Here is a 15952-nt window from a genome sequence, read left to right as displayed (position 1 = left end):
TTAAGTATAATAATCTCCTTTGTAAAAATATGAATTTATATTTTCTATCCTTCCATTACATTTAACTTTTAAATTTATATCAACTTTTATAACACCTTTCTCTAAAGATCTTATAGTGATTTGTGCATAGGGAATTTCATTTAATTTATTTTTACTAATTAACTTATTTATGTGACTTTTTCTTATAGAATCAATATTTAAATTATCTTGATTTATATAGAAATTATTTTCGCTGTGGTCTTTTAAAAGAGATGATTCTAATTCTTTATATGATAAATTATACTTTAAATTATTTTTTAAATTTTCTGACAATTTGATATATTCATCTATACACTGATTTTGATTTTTTAAATGGAAGGTTTTTATTTGTATGTTACTTAAATAAACAATAAATATACTAAGTATAGCTAAAGCACATAAAGGCTCTAATATGCATAATCCTTTTTTCTTGTATATGATAAACTTATTAAGATTCAATTAATGTCTCCTTTTATTCTTTTTTATATATTCTTTAACTTTAACATAGTGACTTCCTACTCTTATTGTTATATCATGAACATCTTTGTTTGCATCTTCATAACTAATAGTACACGCTGTAATTATTGTACCAAAGTTATTTATTTTAACATTATTGTTAAAAACACCGCTACTCATAAACTTAAATTCCTTTGGTATTTCATAAACTCTTATTAATTCCTCATTAATATAAAACTTTATTTTATTTTTATCACAAAATTCTAATCTACCACTTACATTTTGTTGCTTACAGTATAATGCAGAATTTTGTAATACATGAAGTATATAGTTATCACAGAAATCTACATTTGTATTATTACTCCATTGTCTATGAAATTTATATAAATTTAAAGAACATCCTCCTACAATTATAAATAAAATACCAATTATAACCAATAATTCTACTAGAGAATATCCCTTTTTTATAATTTTTAATTTATTTTTATTTACCATCATTTCCATCTTGACTTATATCTTCTTCACTACCAGTTCCTTCTATCTCTTCTGGATTAGTTTTTTTTTCATTTTTAGGATTATATGTAGGATATATTTCTCCATTTTTATCATCTATATAAAAGTTACTACTATTCTTACCAAACTTTAAAGAATACTGTTTATTGTCAACATCATAGTTTATAACAACATTATCCTCTGAAACAATTTTAATATTTAACTTTTCTATTCCTAATAACTCTTTTGAAGTTTTCTCTAGTTGACCTTCATTAAATACGCCTTTATTTTCCATATAGCTTTCCATAGCGGATACATAAATTTGTCTACCAGTGTCAATTGCCTTTACCCTTTCCGCTTTTCCTCTATATCCATTAAACTTTGGTATTAAGAAACTTGCCATTACAAGTATTATAGCCATAACTATTATTAACTCTATTAATGTAAATCCCTTTCTTTTAATATGTTTTTTATATTTTAATAAAAACATTAATTTTAATTCTTCCATATGTATATCCTCCTTATTTTATTAAATAATAGAATCCATAGTACTTATCATAGGAAATAAAATATTAATCATAATAAAGGTTACAATTAACCCCAATACCAAAATTGTGACAGGTTCTATACTTTTTATTAACTTATTAATTAAAGAGTCTATATCTTCTTGTTTTACGACTATTGCATTTTCTATAAGTTCCTCTATATTTCCTATTTTTTCACCAACTGAAATCATACATAGAAAAAACTCATTAAACATTTTTTCATATCTTAGTGAATCAGCAAAACTCATACCTTCTTTAATATTTGAAATTACTTTTATAATCTTGTTTTTGATTGTTTTATTATCAACACTATTTAAAATAATATCTAAAGCTGAAACCAGTGGAATTCCACTACTTAAAAGAATACTTAAACTTTGAATTATACTAATTTCATGTACCTGTTTATATATTGATCCTAGAACCCCTCTACATGTGAATTTTTCTAATAAGTTGTTTATATATCCCTTTTTATATAATGTTCTCAGCGTAACTAATATACAAATTAGAATTACATATAATTTATATGACTTTAATGCATTATTAAATTGAAGTATTCTCTCTATACCAATTGGCATAGGTTTGTTTAACTTAATGAAGTTTTCTGCAAATTTAGGTACTATATTAAATGTAATAAACATTGTTATCATGATAATCATAACAAATACAAATATTGGATATGTAAATACTCCTTTAACTTTTTTCTTTATTTTATATTGTTTAAGGTAATATTCTGAAAGTTTTAACACTACCTCATCTAACTTACCACTTTTTTCTCCAACAGATATCATTTGCCTCATAAAATTTGGATAAATTTTAGTAAACTTATTTATACTACTAGATAAACTTTTTCCTTTTTCAATATCAGTTTTTATAGAGAATAAGCTTTTTCTAATGGGTATCTTTAGTTTCTCATTAATTAATATATCCAATGCTTTTTCTATGTTTATTCCACATTTTAATAACTCACCTAGTTGTTTTAAAAGCATTCCTATATCTTTGTAGTTAATATAATTTAACTTATCAAATATATTTTTGTCTTCAGTTACTTTATAATCTAATATATATAAATTTTTATCATGGAGATCTTCTATAAATTCTGTATCCTTACTTGCAATCTTCTTTCCCTTAACTATACGTCCATTTATATCTACAGCTCTATACTTATATATACCCATAAGACACCCTCATAACTTCTTCAACTGTAGTGACGCCACTTAACACTAATTTTTCACAACTTTCTTTAATACTTTTCATTCCACTTTTAATACTATAGTTCCTTATTTTATTAGAAGATTGCCCTTTTCTTATAAGTTCTCTATGGGTTTCATCTAAGTACATTATTTCAAAAACAGCTCTTCTGCCTTTGTACCCACTTCCATTACAAAACTTGCATCCTCTTCCCTTATACACTTTTTCTTTATTATGTATATTTAAAAACTCCATTTCTCTATCATTTAAAATATACTCTTCTTTACAATATGGACATATCTTTCTAACCAATCTTTGTGCTATTACAGCCACTAATGAATCAGCAATGAGATAATTTTCTACATTCATATCGCACAATCTCATTGGTGTAGTTGCCGCATCTTTTGTATGAAGTGTAGATAACACTAAATGCCCAGTTATTGCTGCTTTTACAGAAATATCAGCTGTCTCTGCATCTCTAATTTCACCGATCATAATCGTATCTGGATCTTGCCTTAAAATACTTCTTAAAGCTGATGAGAATGTAAGTCCTGCTTTATTATTTACATTCATCTGGTTTATTCTTTCAATTTCATATTCAACGGGATCTTCTATTGTTACTATGTTTCGCTCTTTAGAATTAAGCTCATTTAACATAGAACATAAAGTAGTAGTTTTCCCACTGCCTGTTGGTCCTGTTACTAAAATAATTCCACTTGGATGACTTAGTATTTTCTTTATTAATATTAAGTCATCCTGATCTTCTATTAAATTATTAATATCTATATTTTTGTTGGTTTTATATAAAATTCTTATTACTATTTTTTCTCCATTTATTGTTGGAATTGATGAAACCCTTAAATTAAAAGTTTTATCTCTAAATTCATATTCCATTTTTCCATCTTGAGGTATCATTTTCTTTGAAATATCCATTCCTGATTTTATTTTTATTCTAGTATTTACAAGAACATATACTTCTTTTGGTATTGTCATCCTTTCATTTAAAACCCCATCAATTCTAAATCTAACTATAACTTTATTCTTAAAAGGTTCTAAATGAATGTCACTGGCTTTTTTATTGATAGCTTGATTAATTATTGAATTTGTAAGCTTTACTACTGGAGCATTTTCTATAATTTTATTATTTTCCTTTATAATCTTACTTGTATATCCTATGTCTTTTATATCTTTAAGCACTTCATCCACTATTTCTTTTTCATAATAAACTTCTATGGCTGAAAATATACTATATTTTGTATCTTTGTATGGTATAACCTCTCTTCCAGTAATGAATCTTATTTCTTCAATAGTAGATGTATTATATGGGTCTATCATAGCAATGTGTAGCTTATCATATTCTAATTTAAATGGCATTACTCCATACTTTTTAACTACTTCTTTAGTTAAAAGTTTTAAAGCCTCTTTAGAAATGTATATATCATCTAATGAAATACTTTTTATATAAGGTACTTTATTTTTTAATTTTAAACATGATAATTTATTTTCCAATTTAGCCTCCACTTTAATCCTTTTTCTGAAATGATTATTATTACATATCTTTGACAATTAAATTTTATTTAATCACAAAAAAAGAAAAAACTTAGTAAATTTTTACTAAGTTTCATAAATTAATCCTAATTTTATAAATTAATCTTTCCTTCAAATACAATTTCAGCAGGTCCAGTCATAAACACAACATCATCTTTAAGTTCAATGAATAACTCTCCACCAGGTACTATAACTTTGCATTTATTACCTACATATCCTAGAGTATTACTTGCAACTACAGATGCACAACTTCCTGTTCCACAAGCAAGTGTAGGTCCTGCACCTCTTTCCCATGTTTTAACCCTAATAGTATCATTGTCTTCAATCTCACAAAAGTTAACATTTGTTCCTTCACTAAATAGTTTATATTTTTCTATATATTTTCCCTCTACTACATCCACATCATGAATATTGCACATTACAACCGTATGAGGAACTCCAAGTTTCATAGATGTAATTTTATATTCTTTATTATTTATGTTTACATCTTTATTTATAATTTTTTCATTTACACTTAAAGGTATATCCACAGGTTCAAAAGAAAAATTACCCATATTAATAGTTATACCTAATACTTCGTCTTCATTATTTATAGTTAAATGTGCTATTTTAATTCCATCTCCAGTTTCTATTTCTATAATAGGTTTTTTTACTATATTCTTATCATAAACATATCTTGCAAAACATCTTATTCCATTTCCGCACATAGCTGCATAGCTTCCATCTGCGTTTATTATATCCATTTTTATATCTGCAACACTACTTTTTCTAACAAGTAGTATTCCATCTGCCCCTATACCAAATCTTCTATGACAAAGAACCTTAGCTAAGCTATCTTCCTTTCCTTTAAAATCATCATAAAGATCTTCAATAACTACAAAATCATTGCCTGTCCCTTGCATTTTAGTAAAATCCATAACTGTCTCACCCTTTACTTATTGATTATTAATCTTGTAAATAATATACTATAAAGAGTAACTCCTTGTGAAGTCTTTATTTTGACATTAAGAAAGGATGATAATATGGCATTAGATGGAATATTTTTATATAGTATAATAGATGAATTAAAAAATACTATAATTAACGGAAAAATAGACAAAGTAAATCAACCTGAGAAAGATGAAATAATACTAAACATTAGAAAAGGAAGACTTTCTTTTAAATTACTTATAAGTTCTTCATCAAATTATCCAAGAATACATTTAACAGATTTAACCAAACCAAATCCAATAAAGGCACCTATGTTTTGTATGGTTCTTAGAAAATATATAAGTAACGCAAAAATAGTTGATATACATCAAATTAACCAGGATAGAATAGTAGTTATAGATTTTGAAAGTACAGATGAACTTGGATTTAACAGTATTTATTCTTTAATTATTGAAATAATGGGTAGACATAGTAATATGACTCTTATTAGAAAAAGAGACAATATTATTATGGATAGTATAAAACATATTACTCCAGATATAAATACATATAGAAGCATTTATCCAGGTATAGAATACGTATACCCACCAAAATCTCCAAAGCTAAATCCTTTTGATTTTTCATATGACATGATTGAAAATTTTACTAAGGAAAATTCTCTTCAACTCAATGATAATATATTTTCTAAAATCTTTACAGGTGTAAGCAAAACACTTTCAAGTGAAATATGTTTTAGATTAAAAAATAACTCAATTGATTTAAGTCTATCAAACTTAAAAGAAATAGTAGAAGTTTGCAAAGATTTATTTAAAGAAATTCAATCAAATAAATTTGAATTTAATTGTTACACTAAAAACAATAGTTTTGTTGGCTTTTATTGTTTAAATTTAATGAGCAAAGAAGATTATAAAAAAATTCAGTACGATTCATCAAGTAAACTTCTTGAAAATTTTTATTATGCTAAAGATAAATCAGATAGATTAAAATCCAAAAGTTCAGATCTTCAAAAGATAGTTATGAACAATATAAATAGATGTACTAAAAAAGATAAAATACTTAATAACACATTAAAAAAGTGTGAAGATAAAGATATTTTTAAGCTTTACGGGGAACTTCTTACAGCAAATATTTATGCATTAAAAAAAGGACTTTCTCATATAGAACTTGCAAATTATTATAGCGAAAACTATGATACTGTAAAAATAACTTTAGACGAGAATAAAACACCTTCTCAAAATGTCCAATCATATTATAAAAAATATAATAAATTAAAAAAATCTGAAGAAGCAGCAAATGAACAATTACTTCAAAATGAAGAAGAACTAAATTATCTTTACTCTGTTCTAACAAATATAAATAATGCAGATAACTATGATGAAATAGAGGAAATAAAAAAAGAATTAATTGAAACAGGATATATTAAATTTAAGAAAATATATAAATCTAAAAAATCTAAAACTTCAAAACCTATGCACTTTATATCAAAGGATGGAATAGATATATATGTTGGTAAAAATAATATTCAAAATGATTATTTAACACTTAAATTTGCAAATAAACATGACATTTGGTTCCATACAAAAAACATACCAGGTTCCCATGTTATAGTAAAAAATATTATGGATATACCTGAAAGTACATTACTTGAAGCTGCAAATCTTGCTGCATATTACAGTAAGTCTCAAAATTCTTCTAATGTACCTGTAGATTATACAGAAGTTAAAAATGTAAAAAAACCTAATGGTGCTAAACCAGGAATGGTTATATATTCTACAAATCAAACTATTTATGTAACTCCAACTAACCCTAACTTAAAAAATGATTAATAAAAAAATGAACAACTTTCTGCTAAACCAGAGGGTTGTTCATTTTTCTTTATTTAACTAAACATATTATTTTTCAAATATCTTAACTGCATCTTCAGAATCAATTTCTGAAACCATTACAGATACAAGCTCCTTTTTAGAAGTAGGTACATTTTTACCAACATAGTCAGCCCTTATTGGAAGTTCTCTATGTCCTCTATCTACTAATACTGCAAGTTGAATATTATCAGGTCTTCCATGTTTAATTACAGCTTCCATAGCTGCTCTTGCTGTTCTACCAGTGAAAAGTACATCATCAACTAATATGATTTTCTTATTTTTAACATCAATATCTAAACTCTTTTCATTAAGTAGTGGTTGTTCAGCAACTTCTGTTAAATCATCTCTATAAAGAGTAATATCAACTGAACCAACTTCAACTTTAACATCTTCAAATTGTTCAATTAAAGCAGCAATTCTTCTAGCTATTGGAACTCCTCTACGTTGTATTCCAAGAAGAACAATATCCTCTACTCCTTTGTTTTTTTCTATTATTTCATGTGCTATTCTTGTAAGCGTTCTTTTTATTGCTTTTTCGTCTAAAAGTATAGACTTAAATTCCATATCTATTCCTCCTTACTAAGTTTAAATAATATCTCTTTATAATAATTCGGCAATTCCGATTGAAATTCCATATACTTCTTTGATGAAGGATGTATAAATCCAAGTTTTCTTGCATGTAACATTTGACCATTTAACTTAAATCTTTGTTTCTTAAATCCATACATAGGATCTCCAACAAGTGGATGGTTTATATGCGCCATATGTACTCTTATTTGATGAGTTCTTCCTGTTTCTAGTATACATTTAACCAATGTATTTTTATTAAACCTTCTTATAACCTCATAGTGAGTTATTGCATTTTTTCCATTTCTCACTACTGCTCTTTTAATTCTATCTTTAGGATTTCTTCCTAAAGGCTCATCTATTGTTCCTTCATCATCTTTAATTATACCTTCTACTAAGGCTACATATTCTCTTTTCATAGAATGTTCTTTTAATTGCTCTGAAAGAATTATGTGAGCATTATCATTTTTAGCTACTACCAGTACTCCGGACGTGTCTTTATCTATTCTATGTACAATTCCAGGTCTTACATCTCCATTTATAGAAGATAAACTGTCACAATGATATAATAATCCATTAACTAATGTACCACTATAATTTCCGTTACCTGGATGAACCACCATACCTTGAGGTTTATCTATAACAATAACATCCTCATCTTCATAAAGAATATTTAATTTTATATCTTCTGGCTCTATATTTATTGTTTCATCTTCTTTAATGGTTACTTCCACATTGTCCCCTGTTTTTAATTTATAATTACTCTTTTTTATACTACCATTTACAAGTACATTTTTATCTTCTATAAGTTTTTGAGCATAGGATCTGGACTTTTCTTCAAAACATTTTGATATAAATACATCCAACCTAGAATTTGCTTCATCTTCATTTATTAAAAAATTCTCTGTTTTCATTACTTACCTTCCCTTAAAAGAAATATGGCTAACATTATTGTACCTACCACAACTAAAATATCTGCTATGTTAAATGTAGGATAATAATAAACATTTTTATAATGAATAAGAATAAAATCAACTACATATTTATAAAATATTCTGTCATATAAATTTCCTAAAGCTCCAGATACTATAAAAGATACTCCAATTCTCATAAATCTAGAGGTAGGTCTATATTTTATAAAGTAATATATAACTCCTATCATAATAAGTAGAGTTACTAAAACTAACAAAACTGTTTTTCCTTGAAATATTCCAAAAGCAGCGCCTCTATTTTCTAAATAATTAAAGGAAAAAAAGTTTTTGATTATCTCTATTTCATGTCCACTAGATAGTTCTTTTAAAGCCCATAATTTTGTAATTCTATCTAAAATTATACCAAATATAATAATTAAAACTTCCATAATTAATCTCCCCATCCCAAAAATAAAATAACTATATTTTTAATCTGGTAGTTGGTTTATATATTGCTGATTGCTTATCTTTTCTACTTCTTCTACAAATCCAATATTTTCATCTTCTTCATTATAATCATTAAATGTATAAACATTCTCTAATTCATTATTCATTTCTACACTTAAATAACTATCTTCTATATCGAAAAACATAGCTTTTGAATTATTGTTATTTCCTGCACCAAAAGTTTCTTCTATTGCTTTTTCATCATTAGGCTTACCACGATTTTTCATTGCAATAAGTTTATCTTGGTTGTTTTTACAATGAACACAGTATTTAGCATAAGGCACAGCTTCAAGTCTATCATCTGGTATTTGATTTTTACATATTCTGCATATTCCATAAGTTCCATGTTCCATATCATACAATGATTCACTTATTTCATGTAACTTCTCAAGTTCCGCTTTCTCAAGTGCTATGCCCTTTGCTTTATCTAAAAATTCTTGTCCTATATCAGCTGGATGATTGCTATAAATAGACAACTCTGAATTTGCCTCACTGCTAAATTTCACCGGTTCAAATTCTTTTATCTTATTTATTAACTCTTCTACTTGCTTTTTTTCTTTATATAACTTATCTCTAAAATGTTGTTTTCTTTTCTCTTTCATAAATAACAACTCCTTTTATATTAAGTAAATTTAATAAAGGTCTGTTATTTAGTTTTTTCAAAGAAATTTTTTTTATTACACAAGCTATATATTTTATATATTTTCTAATATTCCCTTTAATATATTAGTTGAATTTTTAACTCCAATAGGTATAAATTTTTCATAATCTATATGTGCTCCATTATTTGCATTGTCAGATATTGATCTTATTACTACAAAAGGAATTGCATTTAAATAACATACTTGAGCAATACTTGCTCCTTCCATTTCACAAGCAATAGCATTAAACTTTTCATTTAACCACTTTATTTTTTGTGAGTCTGCAATAAATTGGTCTCCTGATACAATTCTTCCCACAAAACTTTTGTGTTCTGTAGATTTTTCACATGTTTTTCTTGCAAGTTCAATAAGATATTTATCACATTTAAAGTCATAAACATCTAATCTAGGTATTTGTCCAAGCTCATCTCCAAATGCTGTAGTATCCATATCATGTTGAACTAATGTATCTGCAATAACCACATCTCCTGGCATTATATCTTTTCCTATTCCACCTGCAACTCCAACATTTATAACTTTATCTACATTATAATCATCTACTAATATTTGAGCACAAATTGCTGCATTTACTTTTCCTATTCCACTTCTTACTACTACAGCATCTTTCCCCCAAAGTTTTCCATGGTTGAATTCCATATTAGCTTTTGTTTTTTTATCTTTTAATTCTATATTTTCTAATAAAATTGATACTTCTTCGTCCATTGCACCGATAATTCCAATTACCATACTCTATCTCCTTATCCTTTCAATTTAAAATTCATATTATTTTTTTATGTATACTTATATAAGAATACATTAATCTTTTTTTGTTGTCAACGATACCTTTTTATGTAAAATTAAAAGTCTCACAAATTAGTGAGACTACTTTACTTCTTCTTCTGCAAAAAAACTTTTTATAGCATCTAAATCTTCATCATTTAAGCTTTCATTTTCACAAATATTTTCTTTTTCTATAGATACCTTATCTTCTATATCAGTATTTATAGTTTGAAAATCATTTACTTTTTTCTCTGATTCAGTTTCTATTTCTTTTATATTAATATTATTTATATTATTTATATTATTAATATTATTTATATCGCTATTTTCTGCATTACCTATGTTATAATTTTTTATAAATTCTTTTTCAAGACCACTAAATGTATCTAACTGAGCATTCATAAAATGTTTAAACTTAGATCTAAATTTTAAAAATTCTTGTTTTATAGAATCATAATCGTCATTTATTCTTATAACATCATTATGTGCTTTGTTTATTATTCTTTGAGCTGATTCATTAGCTTGTCTAATTATTAATTCAGCTTCATTTTGTGCTGATGACTTAGCTTGTTCCGCTGCACTTTGTGCTAGCACTAAAGTCTTTTGGATATTTTCTTCTATTTTTGAATAATGCTTTAGTTTTTCATCTGCAACTTCAAGTCTTTCTTTTAAAAAGGAATTTTCTTTGTAAAGTGCTTCATAATCTTCTGCAACTTTATCTAAAAATTCATCAACCTCATCACAATCATATCCTCTAAAGACCTTCTTAAACTCTTTATTATTAATATCCATTGATGTAACTACCATACAGACCACCCCATACTCATATGTATTTTTTAATTATAATTCTCTCTCTACCCTTTAAAGTTTTTCCAATATATTCATCTATTCTAAATTTACCATATCCCCTTATAGTTATGATAGAATTAGGTTTTACAATAGCATTTCTTTTTGTAATCTTATCATAATTAATTAAAACTAAGCCTTTTTTTATAAGATCCTCTGAATTACCTCTAGATAAACCACTTAAAGCTGCAACTATAGAATCTAATCTCATAGAAGAAATCACTACACTTTTTTCTTGAAACTGAAATGTAGGAACTTCATTTCCATCATAATGATTTATTATTTTTATACTGCAAGGATTTTTTCCTATTTTGGTTACATTGTCTATTATAAATTGAGATATATCACTGCATATTGGTACATAGCAACTATCCCCTTTTACTATAAGATCTCCAAATTTTTCTCTTTTTAGTCCTTGCGCCATTAAAGCTCCTAAAAAATCTGAATGCTTTAATTTTTTAAATGTGGATTTATTATCTATTCTTATAAGTTCTATGGGATAGTTATATATTTCTTCATGATCATAAGCTCCTAAAATAGAAATAACTCTCCTATCACTTTCTTTAAAAATCCCAAATGCCCCTATATTGCATCCTAATTTACTACTTAAACTCAATAACTTGCTCCAAATTAAAGGACTATAGAATTCATTAAGATATATAGGCTTACTTATTTTTTCATGTAACAGTATTTTATCATATAATTTAGATAGTAAAATTTCATCATCATTTTTAAAATACTCTAAGAATTCTTTTTTATTCATAATTATAATTTCAACACCCTAAAGTTTATTTAGTCCAATTTAAAATTCCTTTAGTAGAAAGTTCATTTTTTAATTCATTAGTTATTTCTACATTTGATGGAGAAACTATGTATACACCTTTATCAATTTCATCAAGTGATCCACCTAATGCATAACTTGCTCCTGCAATAAAGTCAAGTAATCTTTGTGCTATTTTTGACTCAAGGCTTGTCATATTTACAACTATTATTTTTCTTGATTTTAAATTATCACAAATTTCTATTGCAGCATCATAGTCCATAGGTTTTAATATTAAAACCTTAGTACTTGTTGTTGTATGTATAGATACAACCTTTCCCTTTTGATTTCTAACATTAGAAGAATCGAATATATTATCTATTTCTTCATTACCCTCTACAATTGCTTCATTGTCCATTTCTTCTATTTCATCAATTTCCTCTTCTAATCCTAAAAAATCCATAACTTTATTAAGCATTTTTTTTGCCATTTTTAACCCTCCTTGATATTGTATACTCTTTTTCCAAATATCCCTTCACCAATTCTTACAATATTAGCTCCTTCCTTAAGAGCTTCCTTATAATCTCCAGTCATGCCCATTGAAAGAAATTCCATTTTTACATTATTATACAACTTATTTGATAAAAAATCATATATTTTTTTCATCTCTATAAAGTATTCTATATTAGTAGCTGAATTTCCTTTAGGAATTACTGTCATAAGACCTTTTACTTTAACATTTTTACATTTTTCACATTCATCTATTAATTCTTGTAGATTTTCTAAAAGTACCCCCGACTTGTTAGGATCTCTACCTATATTTATTTGTATAAGTACATTTGCAATTTCATTGGCTATAGAATATCTTCTTTCAATTTCTTTTAAAAGTTTAATACTGTCTAAAGAGTGTATTAAATACACTTTTCCTACAATATATTTTACTTTATTAGTCTGAAGATGTCCAATTAAATGCCATCTGACATCTTTATGGAAATTATCAAACTTATAGATTAGTTCTTGAACCTTATTTTCCCCAAAATCCCTTATATTACACTTATATGCTTCTTCTAGTTCTTCTAGTGTTCTAGTTTTAGAAACAGCAAGTAATGTAACATCTTTAGGTATTTCGTTTTGAAACTTTATAACATTTTCCCTTATGGACACTAAAATCGTCTCCTTACAAATTATTTTTATTTTATCTTATATTATTTATTATCAGCTTTACTATCTTTCATATAATTATAATGTAATTTTTTATCATTTTCTATAATTTTCATATTATCTTCTTTAGTTACTGTAATATCTACCCCTCTAAGTTTAAGTAGAGATACAGAAGCCTCGTTTCCTTCTATATAACTATAAAGTTTTTCTTTATCTCCTATAGCTTTTATATGAAAAGGTCCAGGCACTTTAACCCCATCTACTAAGACAAATACACCTACGCATAAAATATAAGATCTATTCGTAACTCTTTGACCATTTATTGATATTGCTTCAGCACCTGCATATCTTAAATCGTTTATTACTCCTAAAATATCTTTATCATGTACCATAAGAAAGTTTCTTTCTTCGGGCATAATTTGAGGATTTCTTAACTTATCAATTGCATCACCTAAAGTTACAATTACTCCTTCACCTTCTACATCTTCATTTCCTAAAATCATTTCATTATTTAAGATTTCATTTTTCATTTCATCTTTTAATCTATCTTTATTTTCATTATGTTCATCTTCTTTATACTTCTTTAGCTTTTTACTGTATTCCTTATATTCATCTTTAAGATTTCTAATATCTCTATCTAACTTCATATTATAATTATATGCTTTTTGATATTCCGCTGGATTTAAAAGAACCTTATTGTTGAACTTTCCTAAGTTCATATTAGATGATATAAGTACACCTAAAATTATGGAAGCTATAAAAATAAATATAGTAGCTTCATTATGTTTCATCTAATCACCTCATTGATGTGATTTTGCTTTTTCAAGTAGCAATCTTCTTAAAGCTGCAAAGTTATTAAATATTCTTTCTCCAAAAACTATAATTGCTGCAAGATATATTGGCATACCTAATTTATCTCCTAAATATGTTAGTGCTGCTGCCAATACAGCATTCCCAAAAAATCCAGAAATAAATACATCTGCTCTAAACTTTTTTTCAACAGATGCTTTTATAGCTCCAAACACTGAATCAAGGCAAGCAAATATAGCAACAGAAATATATGGAGAAAAATTTATAGGAATATTTATATTCCAAAAAACTCCTATTATTGCTCCAATAACAAGTCCTATTACTATTATCATAATATCACCTCTATTTATCTCTATTTAACTTATCTTTATTTGTATCATCATTTATTGGTTTTGCATATTGAAATTTTAAAATTTCATTATTTTTTGGTATTTTTATATTACTTGACTCTTCATACTTAACATCTATTCCTACTTGATTAATTTGATTAAATTGGTCTAAAACTCCAGGAAACTCAAGTACTTTTTTTAAGTTAACTCTATTTCCTATAGCTTTTATTGTAATTCTTTTAGTAGGAGATATTCTTTCATTGTTTATGGTAATATAATTACTGGCACTACGAATACCTGTTCTTGATGTAATTCTTATGTCATTTACAGATATTGCTTCTGCATCTCCGGCATTTAACTCATTTATAAGTTTAATAATGTCATAATCTTGAACTACTGGCACTTCGTCATTTCCTGAAAAGAACTCTTTTCTTGGTGTAATATATATTATTACTCCTTCACCTTCTACATCTACACTTCCTGTTAAAATTCTAGTATCCTCTAACTTTTTAACTATTTCCTTAGTCATATCATTGTCACTAGATGCAGCATTTTCGTAGCTTTTTATTTGTGTTTGTAATTCATCTATATTGGCCTTTAATTGTTCTTTTTGCTTTTTTAATTGGTCTATCTCAAGTGTTATTTGAGCTACATTTTTCTTATCATCTAATTTTTTATTTTGATTCATAACAGATTTTAATTGATATGTAATCATAAAACTAAGAAGCACAGATACAATTCCAACAGAAATTTGAGATTGAATCTTTTTCATAATATGTCCTCCTAATTCATTATAGAAAATACTGGATCACCATTAAAGCTTATATCTATATATCCCTTTTTACCTATTAAATTATTACTCATTAAAATATTAATAGCCTTATTATATTTTTCTTCTAAATTTTCTTTCATTCCCATTTTTATTAGTATATCTCCATAATATAAGTTTATATTGGTAATATCTGATATATCTACTACAGATGGTTCTGGAATTCCTTCCTTTAATCTATTTATTAAATCTGTAATTTCTCCTATAAGTTTTAACTTTCTTTCATCTTTAGTTTCTATGTGCTCTCCTACTTTATAAGGATTTTTCTCAAAGCCATCTAACTTAATAAGCTTCATTCCATCAATTGTGGCCTTTTCTTCTAATACAATACCTTCTTTGTCTATAATTAAATACTTATCCCCTTGCTTTACATAAAAAACAGCATTTCTTTCTTTTACATAAATTTTTATATGATCAGGTAATTCTCTTTTTACATCAACACTTAATATATATGAATTTGAAAGAATGGATTCTTTTATTTTATTTAAGTTTAAATAAAATATATTTTCTCCTAAATTCAATGTTGAAAGATCTTTTATTTCTTTTGCACTTATGTTTCTATTATTTATAACTTCAATATCCTTTATGGCAAAGTACGGTAATTTTAAACAAAGCGTAGTAATTATAGCCCCTAACAGAACAATAGTTATTACTGATTTTTTTATTCTTTTCCTTTTTCTCCTTCTTAATATTAATTCATTTGGTTCTTTATTTTTCTTTACTCTTAAATTTGTAGCCATATGATAATTCCTCTCAACTTATCTATATT

Annotated in this window: 20 protein-coding genes; 1 reads left to right on the top strand and 19 read right to left on the bottom strand. The window is 26.1% G+C overall.

Annotated features, from left to right (window positions below; translation table 11 throughout):
* From NT01CX_RS05385 to dapF, 6 genes are all read right to left on the bottom strand, one after another.
* On the bottom strand, positions 1–477 hold the full coding sequence (locus NT01CX_RS05385; RefSeq protein ID WP_011722037.1) for a hypothetical protein: 477 nt from the start codon (positions 475–477) through the stop codon (positions 1–3).
* Positions 478–978, bottom strand: a complete 501-nt coding sequence (locus tag NT01CX_RS05380; RefSeq protein ID WP_011722036.1) for a hypothetical protein — start codon at positions 976–978, stop codon at positions 478–480. It lies immediately after the preceding gene.
* Positions 959–1474, bottom strand: a complete 516-nt coding sequence (locus NT01CX_RS05375; protein WP_011722035.1) for a type II secretion system protein — start codon at positions 1472–1474, stop codon at positions 959–961. Before NT01CX_RS05375 ends, NT01CX_RS05380 begins: the two co-directional genes overlap by 20 nt.
* Positions 1475–1495: 21 nt before the next feature.
* Positions 1496–2686: a type II secretion system F family protein gene (locus NT01CX_RS05370; protein ID WP_011722034.1), complete on the bottom strand. Its 1191-nt coding sequence runs from the start codon at positions 2684–2686 to the stop codon at positions 1496–1498.
* On the bottom strand, positions 2673–4208 hold the full coding sequence (locus NT01CX_RS05365) for a GspE/PulE family protein (protein ID WP_039239105.1): 1536 nt from the start codon (positions 4206–4208) through the stop codon (positions 2673–2675). Before NT01CX_RS05365 ends, NT01CX_RS05370 begins: the two co-directional genes overlap by 14 nt.
* Before the next feature lie 131 nt (positions 4209–4339).
* Positions 4340–5164, bottom strand: coding sequence for a diaminopimelate epimerase (dapF, locus tag NT01CX_RS05360; RefSeq protein WP_011722032.1), 825 nt, complete (start codon positions 5162–5164; stop codon positions 4340–4342).
* 105 nt (positions 5165–5269) lie between these two features.
* Between dapF and NT01CX_RS05355 the strand changes: the two genes are divergently transcribed.
* Positions 5270–7003 carry an Rqc2 family fibronectin-binding protein gene (locus tag NT01CX_RS05355; protein WP_011722031.1) on the top strand — a complete coding sequence of 578 codons (1734 nt, stop codon included), beginning with the start codon at positions 5270–5272 and terminating at the stop codon, positions 7001–7003.
* Positions 7004–7069: 66 nt separating this feature from the next.
* Here NT01CX_RS05355 and pyrR read toward each other — a convergent pair whose 3' ends face one another.
* The 13 genes from pyrR to NT01CX_RS05290 all read right to left on the bottom strand — a co-directional run bounded on the left by pyrR (position 7070) and on the right by NT01CX_RS05290 (position 15923).
* Positions 7070–7606: a bifunctional pyr operon transcriptional regulator/uracil phosphoribosyltransferase PyrR gene (gene pyrR / locus NT01CX_RS05350; RefSeq protein ID WP_011722030.1), complete on the bottom strand. Its 537-nt coding sequence runs from the start codon at positions 7604–7606 to the stop codon at positions 7070–7072.
* A gap of 2 nt (positions 7607–7608) precedes the next feature.
* The gene (locus NT01CX_RS05345) at positions 7609–8523 is read right to left on the bottom strand and encodes an RluA family pseudouridine synthase (RefSeq protein WP_011722029.1); all 915 of its coding nucleotides are present in this window, start codon (positions 8521–8523) and stop codon (positions 7609–7611) included.
* On the bottom strand, positions 8523–8969 hold the full coding sequence (gene lspA, locus NT01CX_RS05340; RefSeq protein ID WP_011722028.1) for a signal peptidase II: 447 nt from the start codon (positions 8967–8969) through the stop codon (positions 8523–8525). Before lspA ends, NT01CX_RS05345 begins: the two co-directional genes overlap by 1 nt.
* Positions 8970–9008: 39 nt before the next feature.
* Positions 9009–9629: a TraR/DksA C4-type zinc finger protein gene (locus NT01CX_RS05335; RefSeq protein ID WP_011722027.1), complete on the bottom strand. Its 621-nt coding sequence runs from the start codon at positions 9627–9629 to the stop codon at positions 9009–9011.
* A 93-nt stretch (positions 9630–9722) separates the two neighbouring features.
* Positions 9723–10415, bottom strand: a complete 693-nt coding sequence (locus NT01CX_RS05330; RefSeq protein WP_011722026.1) for a 5'-methylthioadenosine/adenosylhomocysteine nucleosidase — start codon at positions 10413–10415, stop codon at positions 9723–9725.
* 135 nt (positions 10416–10550) lie between these two features.
* A complete protein-coding gene (locus NT01CX_RS05325; RefSeq protein WP_011722025.1) occupies positions 10551–11255 on the bottom strand; it encodes a DivIVA domain-containing protein in 705 nt (234 codons plus the stop codon).
* Between the two features lie 16 nt (positions 11256–11271).
* Positions 11272–12057, bottom strand: coding sequence for an RNA-binding protein (locus NT01CX_RS05320; protein WP_011722024.1), 786 nt, complete (start codon positions 12055–12057; stop codon positions 11272–11274).
* A gap of 25 nt (positions 12058–12082) precedes the next feature.
* Entirely contained in the window at positions 12083–12544 is a 462-nt protein-coding gene (locus NT01CX_RS05315; protein ID WP_011722023.1) for a cell division protein SepF, read from the bottom strand.
* 2 nt (positions 12545–12546) lie between these two features.
* The gene (locus NT01CX_RS05310) at positions 12547–13218 is read right to left on the bottom strand and encodes a YggS family pyridoxal phosphate-dependent enzyme (RefSeq protein WP_011722022.1); all 672 of its coding nucleotides are present in this window, start codon (positions 13216–13218) and stop codon (positions 12547–12549) included.
* A 41-nt stretch (positions 13219–13259) separates the two neighbouring features.
* Positions 13260–14006 (bottom strand): DUF881 domain-containing protein, encoded by a 747-nt coding sequence (locus NT01CX_RS05305; protein ID WP_011722021.1) that lies wholly within the window; start codon positions 14004–14006, stop codon positions 13260–13262.
* Positions 14007–14015: 9 nt separating this feature from the next.
* On the bottom strand, positions 14016–14357 hold the full coding sequence (locus tag NT01CX_RS05300) for a small basic family protein (RefSeq protein ID WP_011722020.1): 342 nt from the start codon (positions 14355–14357) through the stop codon (positions 14016–14018).
* 10 nt (positions 14358–14367) lie between these two features.
* Positions 14368–15126, bottom strand: coding sequence for a DUF881 domain-containing protein (locus NT01CX_RS05295; RefSeq protein ID WP_011722019.1), 759 nt, complete (start codon positions 15124–15126; stop codon positions 14368–14370).
* An 11-nt stretch (positions 15127–15137) separates the two neighbouring features.
* Positions 15138–15923: a cell division protein FtsQ/DivIB gene (locus tag NT01CX_RS05290; RefSeq protein WP_011722018.1), complete on the bottom strand. Its 786-nt coding sequence runs from the start codon at positions 15921–15923 to the stop codon at positions 15138–15140.
* Positions 15924–15952: the final 29 nt, after the last annotated feature.

Origin of the sequence: Clostridium novyi NT, assembly GCF_000014125.1 — a bacterium.
Lineage (GTDB): Bacteria > Bacillota > Clostridia > Clostridiales > Clostridiaceae > Clostridium_H > Clostridium_H novyi.
Note: the sequence above shows the minus strand (reverse complement) of the source record. Positions and strands in the feature narration are given on the sequence as shown.

Bases quoted from the DNA above. Each gene is read 5' to 3' on its own strand.
- pyrR (WP_011722030.1), bottom strand. From the start codon at position 7,606: ATGGAATTTAAGTCTATACTTTTAGACGAAAAAGCAATAAAAAGAACG.
- dapF (WP_011722032.1), bottom strand. From the start codon at position 5,164: ATGGATTTTACTAAAATGCAAGGGACAGGCAATGATTTTGTAGTTATT.
- NT01CX_RS05380 (WP_011722036.1), bottom strand. From the start codon at position 978: ATGGAAATGATGGTAAATAAAAATAAATTAAAAATTATAAAAAAGGGA.
- NT01CX_RS05290 (WP_011722018.1), bottom strand. From the start codon at position 15,923: ATGGCTACAAATTTAAGAGTAAAGAAAAATAAAGAACCAAATGAATTA.
- NT01CX_RS05345 (WP_011722029.1), bottom strand. From the start codon at position 8,523: ATGAAAACAGAGAATTTTTTAATAAATGAAGATGAAGCAAATTCTAGG.
- NT01CX_RS05335 (WP_011722027.1), bottom strand. From the start codon at position 9,629: ATGAAAGAGAAAAGAAAACAACATTTTAGAGATAAGTTATATAAAGAA.
- NT01CX_RS05295 (WP_011722019.1), bottom strand. From the start codon at position 15,126: ATGAAAAAGATTCAATCTCAAATTTCTGTTGGAATTGTATCTGTGCTT.
- NT01CX_RS05315 (WP_011722023.1), bottom strand. From the start codon at position 12,544: ATGGCAAAAAAAATGCTTAATAAAGTTATGGATTTTTTAGGATTAGAA.
- NT01CX_RS05330 (WP_011722026.1), bottom strand. From the start codon at position 10,415: ATGGTAATTGGAATTATCGGTGCAATGGACGAAGAAGTATCAATTTTA.
- NT01CX_RS05375 (WP_011722035.1), bottom strand. From the start codon at position 1,474: ATGGAAGAATTAAAATTAATGTTTTTATTAAAATATAAAAAACATATT.
- NT01CX_RS05300 (WP_011722020.1), bottom strand. From the start codon at position 14,357: ATGATAATAGTAATAGGACTTGTTATTGGAGCAATAATAGGAGTTTTT.
- NT01CX_RS05320 (WP_011722024.1), bottom strand. From the start codon at position 12,057: ATGAATAAAAAAGAATTCTTAGAGTATTTTAAAAATGATGATGAAATT.
- NT01CX_RS05370 (WP_011722034.1), bottom strand. From the start codon at position 2,686: ATGGGTATATATAAGTATAGAGCTGTAGATATAAATGGACGTATAGTT.
- NT01CX_RS05355 (WP_011722031.1), top strand. From the start codon at position 5,270: ATGGCATTAGATGGAATATTTTTATATAGTATAATAGATGAATTAAAA.
- NT01CX_RS05305 (WP_011722021.1), bottom strand. From the start codon at position 14,006: ATGAAACATAATGAAGCTACTATATTTATTTTTATAGCTTCCATAATT.
- NT01CX_RS05325 (WP_011722025.1), bottom strand. From the start codon at position 11,255: ATGGTAGTTACATCAATGGATATTAATAATAAAGAGTTTAAGAAGGTC.
- lspA (WP_011722028.1), bottom strand. From the start codon at position 8,969: ATGGAAGTTTTAATTATTATATTTGGTATAATTTTAGATAGAATTACA.